Genomic DNA, 16,130 nt, shown 5'->3' with positions numbered 1-16,130 from the left:
GCTTTCCCCCCTGTTCTTCTTCCTGTATTGTATCGCAGGGCTGCAGTCGATTTCAAAAAAGGGGTTAGAAATGCTTCAGCATGTTCACCCTTTCCACCACTTCACTCCGGTTTAATTGGAGATGGGAGAAAGGATTTTCTTCCTCTGCCTGGGATTCCTCCGAACCCCTTCCGGAGGATTGGCGTAATGGGAGCTGAAGATTAAAGGTAGTGCCACAGCCCGGCTGGCTGGTCACATGAATCTGCCCACCATGTTCGTCGATGATGCGGTGGCAGATGGACAAACCCATTCCCGTTCCGTCCCCCTTGGTGGTAAAGAAGGGATCGAAAATGCGGGACATATATTCCGGCGGGATCCCGCCGCCGTTGTCCTGCACCCGGATGCTGATTCGATCGGCCATCTCCTTCCAGCGAACCCGGACCACCCCATTGTCGGGGAGAGATTCCAGGCCGTTTTGAATCAGATTGATCAGAACCTGCTTCAACTGTTCAGCATCAGCCTCTACGATCACCGGGGATTCCGGCGGCTCAGGCATCAACTCGTGCCCCCTCAGGATCGCTTCGGGGTTGAGCAGTTGAAAGATATCATCGATCAACCGATCCAGGTTTAACAACGTGTACCGCACCGGCCGGGATTCGCTCAGGTGTAAAAACTGTTTGAGCAGATCGTTGATTCGGTCGATTTCCGGCAATATCACCGATTCCCACTTTTTGACCTCAGGGGCCTCCGCCGCCGAGATCTGGATAAAACCACGGATGGAGGTTAAGGGATTGCGGATTTCGTGGGCCAGTCCAGCCGCCAACTGACCGACAGCAGACAGTTTCTCCAGATGGCGTCTCCGTTCATCCTCCCGGTGGCGAATCCGCTTTTGTTCGATGGAAAGACGTTGTTCGGCAAGCTGGATCAGTTCGGAAGCGGAGGGGGCCTCCAAGGGGTAAGTGGCCGTTCCCAGGCAACAGTTGATCGGAACCCGCTCGGAACGCAACCCATCAATCACCCGTTCCACTGTATCTACAATGAGACGTAAAGCGGCGTCGTCCCCCATCATGCCAACGGCAAACTGATCCCCGTCATAACGTGCCACCTGTGCGTAAGAAGGCAGCTCTTTTTTGAGCTGACGGGCGATATCCACCAACAGCTGGTCACCTACATCGGTTCCCGCCTTGATGTTCACCTGCTGAAAGTCCACCAGATCAACACAGACGACATGGTAGAACTGCTCAGCCGCCGAACTACGGGCCAGATTTCGGGCCACTTGATCTTGAAATCCGCTAAAATTGTACATCCCTGTCAGATAGTCTCTCCGGGTCATCTCCTCCAGCTCTTCAATATATTCGTGAAGCCGAGTCTCTACTTCCTCGACTCGAGCGAGTAATTTCCGATTTTCCGCTTTCAGATCATCAGAACGCCGGTGGGACCGCTGCAGATAAAGGCTCCACCAAGCGAAAAAGGCAAACAGACTGGCATTCCCCACCAAGAGAAAGGGCTGCTCCTGCGGCGAAAATTGAACCTGCATCCAGGTATGGACCAAAGCAAACAACAGCGTGGAGACTACCGTTTTCTCCGCTGAGATCCGATCATGCGACAGCGCCAACACCACAAGGTACACCGGCAGGATAAAAAGATCACCGGAAAAGAAATCCACCACCGCCACCAAGCCTAATACCATCACCAAATACACGGGATAGGGAAAATGCCGGTTCCAGTGCTTTCTTTTCCATATCAACAGAGAAATCAGCGCCAAGCTGATCCCGATGCCGATCCAACCCTGCCACGAATCAAGAGCCGTCTCTTCCAAAGAGTAGAGAAGGTGCAGAAGATCGTACATCAAATTATGAACCTCCTACATTTTTGTCCGACATTGCAATAAAAAATGATTCCCTTTACTTGATGGCTCCCGCTATACGATAGGTCCTGCGAAATAACGTAACCTTTCCACCCTGTGCATCAAATTTCCTTCCCGAAAACCATTTTTCGACAAAAGATTCAACAACCGATACCTGCCCCTGTCTGTTTCATGGTAAAATTCAGGTGGAAATTTTCATACTCATCCGCCATAAGATTTGAGGCATGGCTTTTACCTGTCTTCCGTATTTTTGTACAGAAGACAAAAACATTCTCAAGGGGGATTATGATGGCAAAGGAAAGGGTGTTAGCCGACTCGATTATGAGTCTGTTGGGCGGCACAGAGAACATCGCGGGAATCAGCCATTGCATGACCCGCCTCCGGGTCACGCCCCAAGACCGGGAACGGGTGCAACTGGAGGAGTTGAGAGGGCTGAAGGGTGTTATGGGAGTGGTGGAAACTTCTGAACAACTCCAAATCGTCCTGGGTCCTGGCACCTCCACCAAAGTGGCCCACCTGATCGCAGAGGCCACCGGGCGTCCGGTGGATGAGGTGCAAGACTTAAAAACCACCATCCAGGACCGCAACCGCACCCCTTTCAAGGAGTTTCTCCGCAAGCTGGCCAGTATCTTTATCCCGTTGATCCCGGCCATCGTCGCCGGGGGGATGATCATGGGCTTGACCAATGTGATCATCCACTCTTTCGAAGTCAGCGAAGAAAATCAATGGGTGATTTTACTTTCGTCGATCAGTAAGATTATTTTTAGCTATTTGGCTATTTTCGTCGGGATCAACACAGCCCGGGAATTTGGTGGCACCCCAGCCCTCGGCGGTGTCGCCGGCGGACTGATTATCTTTCCAGAGATCGCCGACATCACACTCTTCGGGGAAGCTCTCGTCCCCGGCCGCGGCGGTCTGATCGGAGTGCTGTTGGCCGCCTGGTTTATCACCGTGATGGAACGCTGGTTCCGCAAGGTAATTCCCAATGCCGTCGATATTATTTTCACACCGATGCTGGCTGTGCTGGCGACGGGATTTGCCACCTACGTCGTTCTGCAGCCGGTGGGCGGACTGATCTCCGACGCGATCACCAACGGCTTGACCGGCCTGCTGAGCGCCGGTGAAAACGGGGTGATGGCCGTCATCTCCGGCGCCGTATTGGCAGGGACCTTCCTGCCGCTGGTGATGACCGGGCTGCATCAGGGGCTGACCCCGATCCATATGGAGCTGTTGAATCAGACGGGACTGGATCCGCTGTATCCCATCCTCGGAATGGCTGGAGCCGGCCAGGTAGGTGCAGCTATCGCCATCTATGTGAAATCGAAAAACCCCACCCTGCGCAATGTAATCAAAGGCGGCCTCCCCGTCGGGATCTTAGGCATCGGAGAACCGCTCATCTACGCGGTTACCCTCCCTCTGGGCCGCCCTTTTTTGACCGCTTGCTTAGGTGCCGCCATCGGAGGCGCTTTCCAGGCTGTGATGCAGATCGCTTCTGTCGCCATCGGCGTCTCCGGGATCCCGATGGCCCTATTGATCCCACCCGGCCAGGTGCTGATCTACCTCGTAGGTGTAGGGATCGCTTACGGTGCTGGCTTTATCATCACCTACTTTTTCGGTTTCAACCGGGAACTGGATAACAACTACGGAAACCAGGCCCCGGCCGGCACCGGGTTCAATTTGACACCATAATTGAAGGGAGAACCTACCATGGATCCGGAGCTTTCCTCTTTAAAAACGGAGCAGATCAATGAAAAGACGGTTCATCTCGACTGCATGGATACCCTGGAGATCCTCCGGACGATGAACCGGGAAGACCAATCGGTACCGCTGGCAGTGTCTCGTGTCCTGCCGCAAGTAGCCGCCGCGGTCGATCGGATGGAACAGACCCTTCGGCGAGGAGGACGGATTTTCTACACGGGAGCGGGCACCAGCGGGAGACTGGGAGTACTGGACGCATCGGAGTGCCCTCCCACTTTTTCGACATCGCCGGAACAGGTACAGGGACTGATCGCCGGCGGAGACCGGGCCATCCGTTTTGCTGTGGAAGGTGCCGAAGACGCCCCTGACCAGGGCGCAACCGATCTGGAAGCCGCCGGCTTTCAGGGAAAGGATTTTCTGGTGGGGCTCTCGGCCAGCGGACGGACGCCATACGTTTTAGGGGCCCTTGGCCGGGCCCAAAAGCTGGGAGCTGAGTCGGCCGCCGTCACCGCCAACCCCGGCTCCGCCATCGGGCGGGAGGCGACGATCGCCATCGAAGTGGACACGGGACCGGAAGTGCTGACCGGTTCCACCCGCTTAAAAGCGGGGACCGCCCAGAAGCTGATACTCAACATGCTGAGCACGGCTACCATGGTCCGTCTGGGCAAAACCTACCGCAACTTGATGGTGGATCTCCAACCCACCAATGAAAAATTGAGAAACCGGGCCCGGCGCATTGTCAAACTGGCTACCGGGGTATCCGATCAGGAGGCGCATACCGCCCTCCAAGAGTGTGGTGACGAGACCAAAACGGCGATCGTGATGATCCTGACCCGATGCGACGCCGATTCCGCCCGCCAGCGTCTCTCCCATGCCGGCGGACGGGTAGGCGATGCCCTGTTCCATAGCGAGTAACGTCAAGCCCCATAGAAGGCCCCCTCCGCCATAGCAGAGGGGGCCTTTTTATGGGGATTTCCTTAACCTTGCAAACCCCGGCCTCCCAAATCCAGTGTATATCTGCGAAATCCGACCCTCTTTTTCTCCCCGGAAGCGACCCAGGTATCTATCATCGTGTACAGTCAGAGGTCAACGAAAGGCAAAAAAGATCAGCCTTGACGGGATCCGTTTGAGGAATAAGCGGGAAGAGGCTCTCGCACCATCGCTTGTGTCCAACGATCTCTTCTCTCCGGTGATTCCCTATCCCTCCACCGATACACGGGCTCGTACACCGGCTCTTCCTCGCTCCCCTTCCACAGGTTTTGATACCGTTGCCGGGCCAGCGGGGTCCGTTCATGTTCCTCCAGCAGTGTATGTACGATGGTCTCCTTCAGGATGCTCTTGATTTCCTCACTGCGGTAACCGTTATCTACGCGACCCACCCATTGATAAACAGCCCCGTCCTCCTCGGTAAATGTGACGTTCCGCTGGGTGGGGGAGAGTTCTCGCATCGAACCGATTCTCTCCCGGAACATATCCCGGTCACAGATCGTATCCAGTGGAAAATAGACCCCTTTCATGTAGGATTGAATACAATACTTCACCAGCAGCGGAAACTGACCACGAGGCAATATATCGTACCAGTTGCGCAAAAAACGGTCTTTCTTTCCCAAATACACACCTACAGTAATTGCCATCCTTAGTGACCCGCCTTTCATGATTGGAATAGGGGAATTCCTCCGGCCATCCAAAAGGACTCCCTTTAAAGCAAAGAAAAGGCAAAGAAGGCAGCACCACATTTTTTTCTCTAAATGGAGCCGCAAACCCTTCTTTTGCCAAATATACTAACAATGGCTTGTATGCATAGTCAACAGAATATTTTGTCGAATAAAGACAAGTTTCATCGGCTTGCTCCTATCCATAAGCGGCGGTGAGTTTGCAGAATCCTGCTGTAAAGGCGGGGTTGACCCACTTTCCGAAACAATTGGAAACGAGGACGGGTGTTGACTTCAAACACCCACAAGTGCCCCCTTCGATCCATCCCGACGTCGATCCCCAGTTCTCTCAGTCCAGGAAACCGGGCACCCAACACCTTCGCCGTCAGCAGCGACATCTGCTTCAGCTCCCGGAGCACCTCTTCTACCTCCCGCTTCTCCCGGATCGACACTTCCTCCAACGCCCTCTCCACTGTCAAAGGCCTTCCCCCTTTACACCGGTTGGTCACAAACTGCCCTTTCGCGGCCACTTTGGCCACCATACCGCTGATCACCCACCGCCCTCCGGGTTTTTGCAACATTACCCGGATGTCGAAGGGACGTCCCCGGATCACAGCCAATTGGATGCCTTCCTGCACCAGATATCGACGCTCAGGGAGCATCTTTTTCTTCACTGCTGTGTACAGATCGGAGCTGAGAACGGAACAGCAAAACCGACGATCGCACACCTCAAAGGAGCCACCGCCCTCTCTCCTGATCCGGAGGATCCCCGTCCCCCCGCCCCCTTGATCCGGTTTTAAAAACGTGACCGGAAAACGGGTTGCCCAGCGGTTTAGACTTTCCTGGGAAAACCAAGACGTGCGGGGGAGATAAGAGCGAAGGGAAGGATGTTGCTCCATCACCTGATGTTTTAAACCTTTGCTCGCTACCTTGTGTTCCTGGGACTTCAAGGTTCGCCGCTCCTTTCCTAAAAGGACTGTGGACCCATACTAGTCTATTCGACAGGGGTTTTTCCGGGAGAGCTTTCCTGCGCCCAATTTGGGGGATGTGTTAAAATGATAAAGTGACCCTCAGTGTTTGTTTACGACAAGGATTGTGGCAAAATGTTCACAACTCGTCTGTGATTTCGCATACAATCCCTGCTGGCGTGGCTGGTTTTTTCTCTTGACTGTTCACCTTTTTCACCAGTTACCCAGCCGGTATGGCATCAAGGCAATCACCGATTTCGGGACGACAGAAATTAGCAGGGGAACCTGGTGACGGGATGAGCCGGAAACAAAGGCAATGGAAGAGGAGTTCGGCCTCCTCTTTAATCAGGCTGTCTCTGACCGGGGCATCCCTTCCAATGGCTGAAAGAACACGGAGAATCCTCCCTGCCCCGGCTCCATTGCCGGCTGACCCGTGGGAGTCCCTTTGAATGCGCATGGGAGGAAGTTTAAACGGAGTCTGACGAGGAATCTTTCCGCAAGTGGCATGATACTTGAAATGGGGTGGAATACCGATGGCAATAAACATTCTCGTTGTGGAGGATGAGAAACCCATCGCCGATATCCTGCAGTTTAACCTCGGCAAGGAAGGGTTTGAGGTGGAAGCCGTCTACGACGGGGACGAAGCGTTAAAACGAGTGGAGGAGGATCCACCGGACCTGATCCTGCTCGACCTGATGTTGCCAGGCACCGACGGCATCGAGGTTTGCCGCCGGGTTCGCCAAAAACACCAGATGCCCATCATCATGGTTACCGCCAAAGATTCCGAAGTGGATAAAGTGTTGGGACTTGAAATCGGAGCGGACGATTATGTGACCAAGCCTTTTAGCAACCGGGAGCTTTTGGCCCGGATCAAAGCCAATCTGCGGCGCTCCCAAAACCAGCAGGAAAGCCAGGCAGATTCCTCCAACCGGATTAAGGTGGGACAGCTGACCATCGATCAAGGTAGCTACATCGTCAGCAAAAATGACCAATCCCTGGACTTAACCCATCGGGAATTTGAGCTGCTCCTCTACCTGGCCAAAAACGTCAACCAAGTTTTGACCCGGGAGCACTTGTTGCAGTCTGTCTGGGGATACGATTACTTCGGTGATGTTCGCACCGTGGATGTCACCGTTCGCCGGCTCCGGGAAAAGATCGAGGATGATCCCAGCCACCCCCAATATATCATCACCCGGCGGGGTATCGGTTACACCATGCGGGATCCCGACAGGGACCGGCGGTGATGGCATGAGATGGCTCCGCGTATTCAACAGCGTCCAATGGAAAGTAGTCGTCATCTACGTCCTGCTGCTTTTGATCGCCATGCAGCTGATCGGGGTCTATTTTTTTCAAAAGCTGGAGGATCATTTTTATTACACCTTCCGCGATGATCTGAAAAGCCAGGCAGGGATTTTGCAGGAAGTGGTCAAGGATCAGATGACGCCGGGAACGGAATCTGATGAACAAAAAAAGCGGATCGACGACATTCTGAACAAACTGCCCTTGGACAAGAGTAACGATGTCCAGATCGTGGACCAGGAAGGAGTGGTGATCGCCACCACCTCTGGCGAAAAGAGTTCCGAAGGGGTGAAAAACCCTCGGGTGGATCGAGTGTTGCAAGGGTATGAGGATTCCACCACCGAAGTGAACTATCAGGCTGGAAACCGGTATATGTTATATAGCTACCCGATCAAAAACGACGGCAGAATTACTGGAGCCGTCTATATCGAGGCCCCGATGCAGGGAATGTACAGTACGATCAAAAGCATCAACAAGATCCTGATCAAAATCACCGCCATCGCCATGGCGGGAACCTCCTTTTTGGGCATCATCCTAGCCCGTACGATCACCAATCCGATCAAGGAGATTACGGAGCAGGCCACGATCATGGCGGAAGGGGATTTTGACCGGAAAGTGACGGTCAAAAACGATGACGAGATCGGCAAGCTGGCTTCTGCCTTCAACCACTTGGCGCAGCACTTGCGCAACGCCCTTTCCCAGAAAGAGGAGGAGAAAGGCCGATTGCAATCGGTACTGGCCAATATGAGCGATGGAGTGATCGCCACCGACCGCAAAGGGAAAGTGATCGTCTCCAACCGACGGGCCGAAGAAATGCTCGGTAAAAAGGTACAACACCGAAAAGATATCAACCAGATCCTGCCCTTAACCAATCCAATCCTCCTCCCGCTGACGGAAGAACGGGAGATTTTCCTGGAGTTGGATCGGGAAGAAGAAGATTTCACCATCATCAAGCTTAACTTTACGCCTGTCCTCCGGGCCAGCCGTGAGGCGATCGGCTTGATCTTGGTCCTGCAAGACGTGACAGAGGAAGAGAAACTGGACCGGCAACGGAAGGAGTTTGTGGCTAACGTCTCCCACGAGCTGCGAACGCCACTGACCACGATCAAAAGTTACCTGGAGGCTCTCGACGAAGGTGGCGCCCTGGAGGAGCCGGAGCTGGCTTCCCGCTTCTTGGGCGTTACCCGACAGGAAGCGGAACGGATGACCCGCTTGATCAATGATCTCTTGCAGCTCTCCCGCCTCGATTCGAAAAAGGTGCGCTTTCATAAACAACCCCTTAAGCCGATCGAGGTCTTAGAAGCAGCCGCGGATCGCTTCCGCTTTCAGTGCCAGCAAAAGAACATCGATTTCCACCTCTCCCTGAAGGAGGATCTCCCCCGGATTTATGCCGCCCGGGACCAGATCGATCAGGTGTTGGACAATCTGCTTTCCAACGCAGTCAAATACACCCCAGAGGGCCACAGCGTCTCCTTATCTGCCCGGCAAAAGGCTGACGGATTTGTGGAAGTGGCCATCTCCGATACAGGAATCGGGATTCCCCAAAAAGATTTGGAGCGGATCTTTGAACGTTTTTACCGGGTGGACAAAGCGCGTTCCCGCAGCATGGGCGGCACTGGCCTCGGTCTCGCTATCGCCCGGGAGATCGTGCAAGCCCACGGCGGGACCATCCGCATGGAGAGCCGTTACAGGGAAGGGACTACAGTGCGGATCACTCTCCCTCCCTGTGAACCGGAGGTGACGTCATCGTGAAAGAGTCCCTCAAGTCTCTCGCCCTCGCTTTGTTGGTGTTGACGAGCATCGTGCAAACCGGAATGTTGTGGTACAGTTCCCCCTCCAACCAGGGAAACTTGCCCAAACTACAGCATATCCCCACGATCGGCCATAAAGATTTTCAAAAGGAAGAGATCCACCAATTGGCTGCTCCCTCGGAAATCATGCTTCATCACGACGGAGAGCATCGACGGATCTTGCCGGGAGCCGATCATCAAACCTTGATCGACCGGCTTCACCATGCCCGCCTGGAAAATCCCCAAACGATTGACCCCTCCCCCGCCGAATGGAAAAAATGGTTGGATGATGAAACGGGGTTGGAGCTCAGGTTTAGACATGAGCTGCCCGTAGAGGTGATCCAGGCTTTCTTCCAAGGGGAGACAGAGATTCCGGAGCTGGATACCGTCCATCGGATCTGGATCTCCGGTGAAGGGGACAACAACCAGGTCACCGTCTGGTTGATCTCCGATCAGACCCAGACTGTGGTAGAGGGAACAGCACTGCTTCAAAATTACGACGAAATGCTAAAGCTGGCCGATCAAGCGGCAGAAAGACCCCTCAAGGCTTTTCTGAACGGGAAAGAGGGAAACTTCGATGAAGAGGATCTGAAAAGAGAAGGGGCGGTTCCGCGATTCGTCTATCTACCACCGAACCGCGCAGCTATTAACCGTTGGAGCTACAATCTGGAACAGAAGCGGCAGATCAATGTGGAAGATATGAAAATGATTCTGTTTCGAAACCCCAATAACGTGGAGAAAACCGCCATTTCCAATCACATCGATATATATACCGATGTGGATTCCTCGCGGAGTCTCCGTTACAATGAACAGAACAATACGATGGTGTATACCAACCTGTTAAACGATACCGAACAAGAGCTTCCCGATCCCCGGGAAAAGTTGAACACGATCATCTCCTTTATGAACCGTCACAGCGGTTGGACGGGAAACTATCTCCTAAACCGGGTAGAAACCAACCAGGATAATGGAGCTAGCGACTTCTTCTTTCAACTCCATGTAAAAGGGTTGCCCTTGTACGGCTCGGAACCCTTTCCTAAATGGGAAGAGATTCGTTTGAGCGCCCAACAGGGTATAACCCATTATGAACGTTCGCTGATCTTCTTTTCTTCCCGCTCGGGCCAAAAACACCCAGATCATCTCCCCTCCGGAAACGAGGTCCGGGAAGCCCTGAAAAAGCAGAATGCCGATTTGTCTGATGTGCGGCAGATATACCCCGGCTATCATGCTGTGACGAGAGAGAACAAACTAGAATTGGAGCCGGTCTGGGTGGTGGATTTTTATAACGGCAAACAGGGATTCCTGTCGGTTTCCCAAACGGGGAGGGATGTCGAGTGGACTGGAGCAAAGCTAAAACCATCCTGATCCTAGCCTTTCTGGCCCTCAACGCTTTTTTGGCCGATCAGCTGCTACAGGCCAAAGGGGAACAGGCGCAAAAACAGGAAGTCTCCCGGGAAACCCAACAGGAATTGCAGGAGCTGTTGGACAAGCGGCATATTCGGATGAAGGTAGATCTGCCCAAAAAAGCATTTCCCGTCACCAGCTTGGATGCCAAGCCCCTGGAATTGAAGACCCTTCACGAGCAGGACAGTCGCTGGGAGTCGACAGCCGAGGGCAGCTACCGGTTAACCCTGGAAGCCCCGTGGCCCTCTAAACAGTTGGAAAAGCTCCTGCAGCAAACGGTCCCTGGATTTGATCAATACAGGAAATCGGACGAGAGCGACCCCGATCAGTTGGTCTATTATCAACACCATGACGAACGACCTATTTTTGACAGTCGTCTACTGGTTACGATGAAAGACGGAGCGGCCAGCAAACTGGAACTTTACCCACTGAAAATCCAGACGGATAACAACACCTCCCAAACCGGGTTGTCGGCACAGGATGCCTTGGTTCGTCTGATCGCCACCGGGATGATCCAAAAGGGATCGACCGTGGTCGATGTCACCTTGGGATACCACGGACGCCCGTCTTACGAAGGAGAGGATCGGGTGCTGTATCCGGTCTGGAAAATTGAAACGCAACAGGCCGCCTTCTATGTCAATGCATTAACTCAGGAAATCGAACCGATCACAGTCAATAAGAGATATTTTTAAGGAGAAAGAGGAAGAGCCGGATGAAGTATAGCATATTGGCAAGTGGCAGCACCGGAAACGCTCTCTATGTGGAAACGGATCGGATCCGGGTGCTGGTCGATGCAGGCTTAAGCGGAAAACGGCTGGAGAAGCTGTTTCAGACCGTCGGAGTCGACCCTTCCACCCTGGATGCGATCCTGATCACCCATGAACACAGTGATCATGTCAAGGGTTTGGGAGTCTTCGCCCGCCGCTACAACCTGCCTGTCTACACCAACGAAGCCACCTGGTCGGAACTCCCTGCCGGGGTCGGGGAGATTCCCCTGGAGCAACAACATCTTTTTCCCACCTCCTCCACTCTGGAACTGGGGGATCTGACAATCGATTCTTTTCCGGTCTCCCACGACGCCGCGGAACCGATGGGATTTTGTTTCCACTCCAAGGAAGGCCGCCTGGGTCTGGTGACCGATACGGGGTACATCAACTCGCGGATCGTGGACAAGGTGGCCGGTTGTGATGCTTTGATCTTTGAAGCCAACCACGATGTGAACATGCTGCGCATGGGAACCTACCCCTGGAACGTCAAGCGGCGGATCCTGAGCGATGTCGGCCATCTGTCCAACGAGGATGCCGGTGAAGCATTATTAGACATCCTCCGGGGAAACGGGGAGAATGTTTTTCTGGCCCATCTCAGCCAGGATAACAACTTATCGGAACTGGCCCATTTAACCGTAGAGGGGGTTCTCCGGGAACAGGGCCTTGATGTGGGCCGTGATGTCCATCTGCTGGAAACTCATCCCGACCGACCCACCCCTCTGATGACTGTCTCTACAAAATAAAACCGCACCCTGTATCAGAGTCCGGAGTTTTTATCCCCCATCACCATGGGGGTTTTTCGTTTTCGTCCTTTTTATAAAAGGAATCTAGCACCAGGTCTCCCAGTAGCCGGGTCAATTCCTGATCGGTCTCCTGTGCCGATTGTAAAAGCTCCTCCCGGGTCAGAATCCCCTTTTCCTCCAGCAAATCCACCATCGCTGTCAATAAGAGCTCCATCCGATATGCATCTTCTCTCAGATCGGCCATCCGTGCTCCCCAATCCACATGGCCGGCGTTACCAGATGGCGAAGGATCTGTCGGTTTTATCGCAAACGCCTCCCATCATCCAGTAGTTGGTTTCCATTATGGTCCGATCACAGGGGCTTCAGACCTCTCCGGCTGATATTTATGATTTCCGTAACAATTTCAGCTCGTCTTTCAGACAGTTGGGGTAATTAGTATAATATGTGTATGCCAATCGCATAATGATGAGAGCCGAACACTATCCGAACGATCAACGAGGAGGCGTGACGCCGTGGGTTATTACGACAGCTCGGACCGATTCCGTCGGGGAATAGTGATTTTCATCACTGCCGTCATTTCGGCTGTGATCGGCGGTCTGTTGGTCCTTACCTTGTCACCGGCTTTAGTTAAAGCCGGCGTGTTGCCACAGCAGTATTTTGCAGGCAAAACCCCTCCCTTAACAGAGGGCGGCGGCGGACCGAATCAGTCGGTAAGCGTTGATGTGAACAGCGATATCACCCAAGCCGTGAAAAAGGCTCGTCCCGCCGTAGTGGGCGTGGTCAACCTCCAGCAGTCGGGAGATCCCTTCACTCAGGAGCCCGTGCAAAAGGGAACCGGTTCTGGGGTCGTTTTTGATAAACAAGGTGACAATGCCCTGGTGGTCACCAACCATCACGTGATCCAAGGAGCCAGCCAAATCGGGGTGGTGATTGAGAACAAGGATGGGGGCAGCCAAACCGTAGAGGCCAAGTTGCTGGGCAGCGACCAACCCACTGATTTGGCGGTGCTGCAGATTCCTGCTAAATACGTGAAAAAGGTGGCCGACTTTGGCAACTCCGATAAATTGAAAGCCGGGGAACCGGCCCTCGCCATTGGGAATCCCCTGGGGCTGGAATTTTCCCAATCGGTGACTTCCGGAGTGATCAGTTCCCCTCATCGACAGATCAAAATCTCTGAAACGCTGGATATGGATGTGATCCAGACCGATGCCGCCATCAACCCGGGGAACAGCGGCGGTGCCTTGGTCAACGCCGCCGGTCAAGTGATCGGTATCAACAGCTTGAAAATCGCCCAACAAGGGGTGGAGGGACTCGGTTTCGCTATTCCGGTCAATGACGCCAAACCGATTATCAATGACCTGATCCAATACGGCGAGGTTCGTCGGCCCTATCTTGGTGTCGCCCTCAAGGATGTAGCATCGATCGATCCTCGGGCCCGCTCGGCGGACTTGAATCTCCCTGATTCCGTCGAAGAAGGGGTAGCTGTTCTGGAAGTGACTCCTGGAAGCGGGGCGGACAAGGCTGGACTCCAGCGCCTGGACGTCATTGTCCAACTGGACGGTAAAAAGATTTCCAGCGCCTCGAGGCTCCGTTCCTACCTGTGGGAGGAAAAAGAGATCGGGGATAAGCTGAAGGTGACCTACTATCGTGACGGAGAGAAGAGAACGTCCACTGTCAACCTGACCGCCGCCCCGGCAGAATGATGTCTGTTTCTCTCACCGCCCCGCCTTGTGCGGGGCGGACCTGTTTTTATACCGTATAGGAAGGATGTGATCCAAGTGGGAAAGGTTTGGTATGCATGTGAGGAACATATTGACCCGGTGTTGGATAAAATCGTCGATGAATATGCCCGGGCCCCGGATCTGATCCCATTGAGCACCTCCGATCAGGAGCAAGGTCCCGGGTGTCATTGGTGCGGAAAAAAACCGAACTACCGGCTTCAGTTGTCGGTGTCGGAATAAATCATGGTGGGGGATGGAGATGCGCATACAGTTATTAGCCGTAGGAAAGATGAAGGAACGATATCTCCGTATGGCTGTCGATGATTATGTGGGGCGAATTTCGCCCTACGCCAAGGTGGATGTCATAGAGATTTCGGAAGAGAAGGGGCAGGAGCCGCTGAACTCCGCGGAACGGGAAAAAATCAAGGAGCGAGAGGGGAAAAGAATCCTCCGTTTTCTGACCTCGGATACGTATACGATCGCCTTGGCCATCCAGGGAGTGGGGTTGTCATCGGAGTCCCTGGCTCACCAGTTGGACCAGCTTGCCACCTACGGAAAAAGCCGCCTCGCTTTTGTGATCGGCGGCTCCTACGGCTTATCTGAGGAGGTAATGGATCGAGCAGATTTCACCTTGTCCTTTTCCAAGATGACTTTTCCCCATCAACTGATGCGGGTCATCCTGTTGGAGCAGATCTACCGCTCCTTTAAAATCAATCGAGGAGAAACTTATCATAAATGAAAAGGAGGCCTGCCGGCCTCCTTTTCACTTCACTTTCCCACACATTCACAAGAAGTACCACGCCCCGGTTGCTTGCAAAGAGTACATCCCTCTTTTCAGTACAGCATGTTTCTCATTCACAACAAAAACCGGCGCCATCGCTGTAGCACCGGTTTCCTTCCGGTAGTTTATGCATAGGCTGGCCGGACCTGGATCGTCTGTTCGCGGCCCGGGCCAACAGAGAACAGGGTGAGGGGGATCCCTGTCAGATGGGTGATCCGCTCGACATAATGTTGAGCCTCCATCGGCAGGTCCGACAGATCCCGGGCTTGGGTAATATCTTCATGCCAACCAGGAAGCTCCTCATAAATCGGTTCACACTCTTCCAGCACATCCAGGTTAGCCGGGTAGTTTTCCAACACCTGACCACGGTATCGGTAACCGGTGCAGATTTTGACCGTGGGCAGTCCCGTCAACACATCGAGGGAATTGAGGGAGAGGCCGGTAATCCCGCTCACCCGACGGGCATGACGAACGACGACGCTGTCAAACCAACCGACGCGACGGGGGCGGCCGGTGGTGGTTCCATACTCGCGGCCGATCTCCCGGATGCGATCTCCCGTCTCATCATGGAGCTCCGTCGGGAACGGGCCGTCCCCAACCCGGGTAGTGTAAGATTTGGCCACACCGATCACCTGACGAATCTTGGTCGGTCCGACGCCGGAACCGATACAGACCCCGCCAGCCACCGGATTGGAGGAGGTGACAAAGGGATAGGTCCCCTGGTCGAGATCCAACATGACACCCTGCGCCCCTTCGAACAAAACCCGGCGCCCCTGATCGATCGCCTCATTCAGCACCACGGACGTATCCATTACATAGGGGCGAATTCTCTCCGCACACGCCAGGTAAGGCTCATAAATCTCCTCAAAAGTGAAGCCCGAGGTGTCGTAATATTTTTCCAACAGGCGGTTTTTATCCTCCAGGTTCTTTTTCAGCCTCTCAGCAAAACGGTCCCGATCCAAAAGATCAGAGATGCGGATCCCGGTACGGGCTGCCTTATCCATGTAAGCGGGACCGATCCCTTTTCCCGTCGTTCCAATCTTACCGGATCCTTTCCGCTTCTCTTCCGCCTTGTCCACCTTGATATGGTACGGCAGAATCACCTGGGCCCGGTCCGAAATACGCAGGTTTTTGGGATCCACCCCGTGCGTCTGGAGGTATTCCAGCTCCTCCACCAAAGCCCGAGGATCCAGCACCATCCCGTTTCCGAGGACACAGATCTTCTCCGGATAAAAAATGCCCGAAGGGATCAGGTGCAGCTTATATCGTTTCTCGCCAAACACAATCGTATGTCCGGCGTTGTTTCCGCCCTGATAACGGGAAACCACCTCCGCCTCTTCGGCCAAATAATCGGTGATTTTTCCCTTGCCCTCATCTCCCCATTGGGTACCGACCACGACCACCGTCGACATGATAAGCTCCCCTTTCGCGCGGCGGTTGTTCATTCCAACCGAATCATTC

At 53.9% G+C, this 16,130-nt stretch carries 15 protein-coding genes and 1 pseudogene; 11 read left to right on the top strand and 5 right to left on the bottom strand.

The window, feature by feature from the left end:
• Nucleotides 1-64 precede the first annotated feature (64 nt).
• Complete coding sequence (locus BLP91_RS08230) at nt 65-1,828, bottom strand: sensor histidine kinase (RefSeq protein WP_091569487.1); 1,764 nt, start codon at nt 1,826-1,828, stop codon at nt 65-67.
• Between the two features lie 306 nt (nt 1,829-2,134).
• Between BLP91_RS08230 and BLP91_RS08225 the strand changes: the two genes are divergently transcribed.
• Together BLP91_RS08225 and murQ are read left to right on the top strand one after the other, a co-directional pair.
• On the top strand, nt 2,135-3,535 hold the full coding sequence (locus tag BLP91_RS08225) for a PTS transporter subunit EIIC (RefSeq protein WP_091569485.1): 1,401 nt from the start codon (nt 2,135-2,137) through the stop codon (nt 3,533-3,535).
• An 18-nt stretch (nt 3,536-3,553) separates the two neighbouring features.
• Nucleotides 3,554-4,459 carry an N-acetylmuramic acid 6-phosphate etherase gene (gene murQ / locus BLP91_RS08220; protein ID WP_091569482.1) on the top strand — a complete coding sequence of 302 codons (906 nt, stop codon included), beginning with the start codon at nt 3,554-3,556 and terminating at the stop codon, nt 4,457-4,459.
• A gap of 191 nt (nt 4,460-4,650) precedes the next feature.
• Here murQ and BLP91_RS08215 read toward each other — a convergent pair whose 3' ends face one another.
• Entirely contained in the window at nt 4,651-5,178 is a 528-nt protein-coding gene (locus tag BLP91_RS08215) for a hypothetical protein (RefSeq protein ID WP_143003502.1), read from the bottom strand.
• A 203-nt stretch (nt 5,179-5,381) separates the two neighbouring features.
• A complete protein-coding gene (locus tag BLP91_RS08210) occupies nt 5,382-6,146 on the bottom strand; it encodes a YheC/YheD family protein (RefSeq protein WP_091569477.1) in 765 nt (254 codons plus the stop codon).
• 551 nt (nt 6,147-6,697) lie between these two features.
• On the opposite strand from BLP91_RS08210, the gene yycF reads away from it, so the two are divergent.
• The 6 genes and pseudogenes from yycF (at nt 6,698) to BLP91_RS08185 (ending at nt 12,167) form a co-directional block, all read left to right on the top strand.
• Complete coding sequence (gene yycF / locus BLP91_RS08205; protein ID WP_091569475.1) at nt 6,698-7,408, top strand: response regulator YycF; 711 nt, start codon at nt 6,698-6,700, stop codon at nt 7,406-7,408.
• Nucleotides 7,290-8,702: pseudogene (locus tag BLP91_RS08200) on the top strand (histidine kinase dimerization/phospho-acceptor domain-containing protein); the annotation flags it as partial. The gene yycF and the pseudogene BLP91_RS08200, both read left to right, overlap by 119 nt.
• Nucleotides 8,703-8,720: 18 nt before the next feature.
• Nucleotides 8,721-9,215: a sensor histidine kinase gene (locus BLP91_RS17525; protein ID WP_425412202.1), complete on the top strand. Its 495-nt coding sequence runs from the start codon at nt 8,721-8,723 to the stop codon at nt 9,213-9,215.
• Complete coding sequence (locus BLP91_RS08195; protein WP_176757902.1) at nt 9,212-10,618, top strand: YycH family regulatory protein; 1,407 nt, start codon at nt 9,212-9,214, stop codon at nt 10,616-10,618. Before BLP91_RS17525 ends, BLP91_RS08195 begins: the two co-directional genes overlap by 4 nt.
• Nucleotides 10,588-11,349: a two-component system regulatory protein YycI gene (gene yycI, locus BLP91_RS08190; protein ID WP_176757901.1), complete on the top strand. Its 762-nt coding sequence runs from the start codon at nt 10,588-10,590 to the stop codon at nt 11,347-11,349. The genes BLP91_RS08195 and yycI overlap by 31 nt, the downstream gene beginning before the upstream one ends.
• 20 nt (nt 11,350-11,369) lie before the next feature.
• Nucleotides 11,370-12,167 carry an MBL fold metallo-hydrolase gene (locus BLP91_RS08185; RefSeq protein WP_091569464.1) on the top strand — a complete coding sequence of 266 codons (798 nt, stop codon included), beginning with the start codon at nt 11,370-11,372 and terminating at the stop codon, nt 12,165-12,167.
• A 40-nt stretch (nt 12,168-12,207) separates the two neighbouring features.
• Here BLP91_RS08185 and BLP91_RS08180 read toward each other — a convergent pair whose 3' ends face one another.
• Nucleotides 12,208-12,411 carry a hypothetical protein gene (locus tag BLP91_RS08180; protein WP_091569462.1) on the bottom strand — a complete coding sequence of 68 codons (204 nt, stop codon included), beginning with the start codon at nt 12,409-12,411 and terminating at the stop codon, nt 12,208-12,210.
• A gap of 268 nt (nt 12,412-12,679) precedes the next feature.
• Between BLP91_RS08180 and BLP91_RS08175 the strand changes: the two genes are divergently transcribed.
• From BLP91_RS08175 to rlmH, 3 genes are all read left to right on the top strand, one after another.
• Nucleotides 12,680-13,870 (top strand): S1C family serine protease, encoded by a 1,191-nt coding sequence (locus BLP91_RS08175; protein WP_091569459.1) that lies wholly within the window; start codon nt 12,680-12,682, stop codon nt 13,868-13,870.
• Nucleotides 13,871-13,945: 75 nt separating this feature from the next.
• Nucleotides 13,946-14,128 (top strand): CxxH/CxxC protein, encoded by a 183-nt coding sequence (locus tag BLP91_RS08170; RefSeq protein ID WP_176757900.1) that lies wholly within the window; start codon nt 13,946-13,948, stop codon nt 14,126-14,128.
• A 19-nt stretch (nt 14,129-14,147) separates the two neighbouring features.
• Nucleotides 14,148-14,627 (top strand): 23S rRNA (pseudouridine(1915)-N(3))-methyltransferase RlmH, encoded by a 480-nt coding sequence (gene rlmH / locus BLP91_RS08165; RefSeq protein ID WP_091569454.1) that lies wholly within the window; start codon nt 14,148-14,150, stop codon nt 14,625-14,627.
• Nucleotides 14,628-14,794: 167 nt separating this feature from the next.
• On the opposite strand, the gene BLP91_RS08160 is transcribed toward rlmH, so the two are convergent.
• Nucleotides 14,795-16,081: an adenylosuccinate synthase gene (locus BLP91_RS08160; protein ID WP_091569452.1), complete on the bottom strand. Its 1,287-nt coding sequence runs from the start codon at nt 16,079-16,081 to the stop codon at nt 14,795-14,797.
• Between the last annotated feature and the right edge of the window lie 49 nt (nt 16,082-16,130).

Source organism: Melghirimyces thermohalophilus (genome assembly GCF_900102685.1).
Lineage (GTDB): Bacteria > Bacillota > Bacilli > Thermoactinomycetales > DSM-45169 > Melghirimyces > Melghirimyces thermohalophilus.
This window is presented reverse-complemented; position numbering and strand designations above follow the sequence as displayed.

What these genes read in the sequence shown, in the direction of transcription:
- yycF (WP_091569475.1), top strand. Translation starts at nt 6,698, where the DNA reads ATGGCAATAAACATTCTCGTTGTGGAGGATGAGAAACCCATCGCCGAT.
- murQ (WP_091569482.1), top strand. Translation starts at nt 3,554, where the DNA reads ATGGATCCGGAGCTTTCCTCTTTAAAAACGGAGCAGATCAATGAAAAG.
- BLP91_RS08225 (WP_091569485.1), top strand. Translation starts at nt 2,135, where the DNA reads ATGGCAAAGGAAAGGGTGTTAGCCGACTCGATTATGAGTCTGTTGGGC.
- rlmH (WP_091569454.1), top strand. Translation starts at nt 14,148, where the DNA reads ATGCGCATACAGTTATTAGCCGTAGGAAAGATGAAGGAACGATATCTC.
- BLP91_RS08185 (WP_091569464.1), top strand. Translation starts at nt 11,370, where the DNA reads ATGAAGTATAGCATATTGGCAAGTGGCAGCACCGGAAACGCTCTCTAT.
- BLP91_RS08230 (WP_091569487.1), bottom strand. Translation starts at nt 1,828, where the DNA reads ATGTACGATCTTCTGCACCTTCTCTACTCTTTGGAAGAGACGGCTCTT.
- BLP91_RS08215 (WP_143003502.1), bottom strand. Translation starts at nt 5,178, where the DNA reads ATGGCAATTACTGTAGGTGTGTATTTGGGAAAGAAAGACCGTTTTTTG.
- BLP91_RS08180 (WP_091569462.1), bottom strand. Translation starts at nt 12,411, where the DNA reads ATGGCCGATCTGAGAGAAGATGCATATCGGATGGAGCTCTTATTGACA.
- BLP91_RS08160 (WP_091569452.1), bottom strand. Translation starts at nt 16,081, where the DNA reads ATGTCGACGGTGGTCGTGGTCGGTACCCAATGGGGAGATGAGGGCAAG.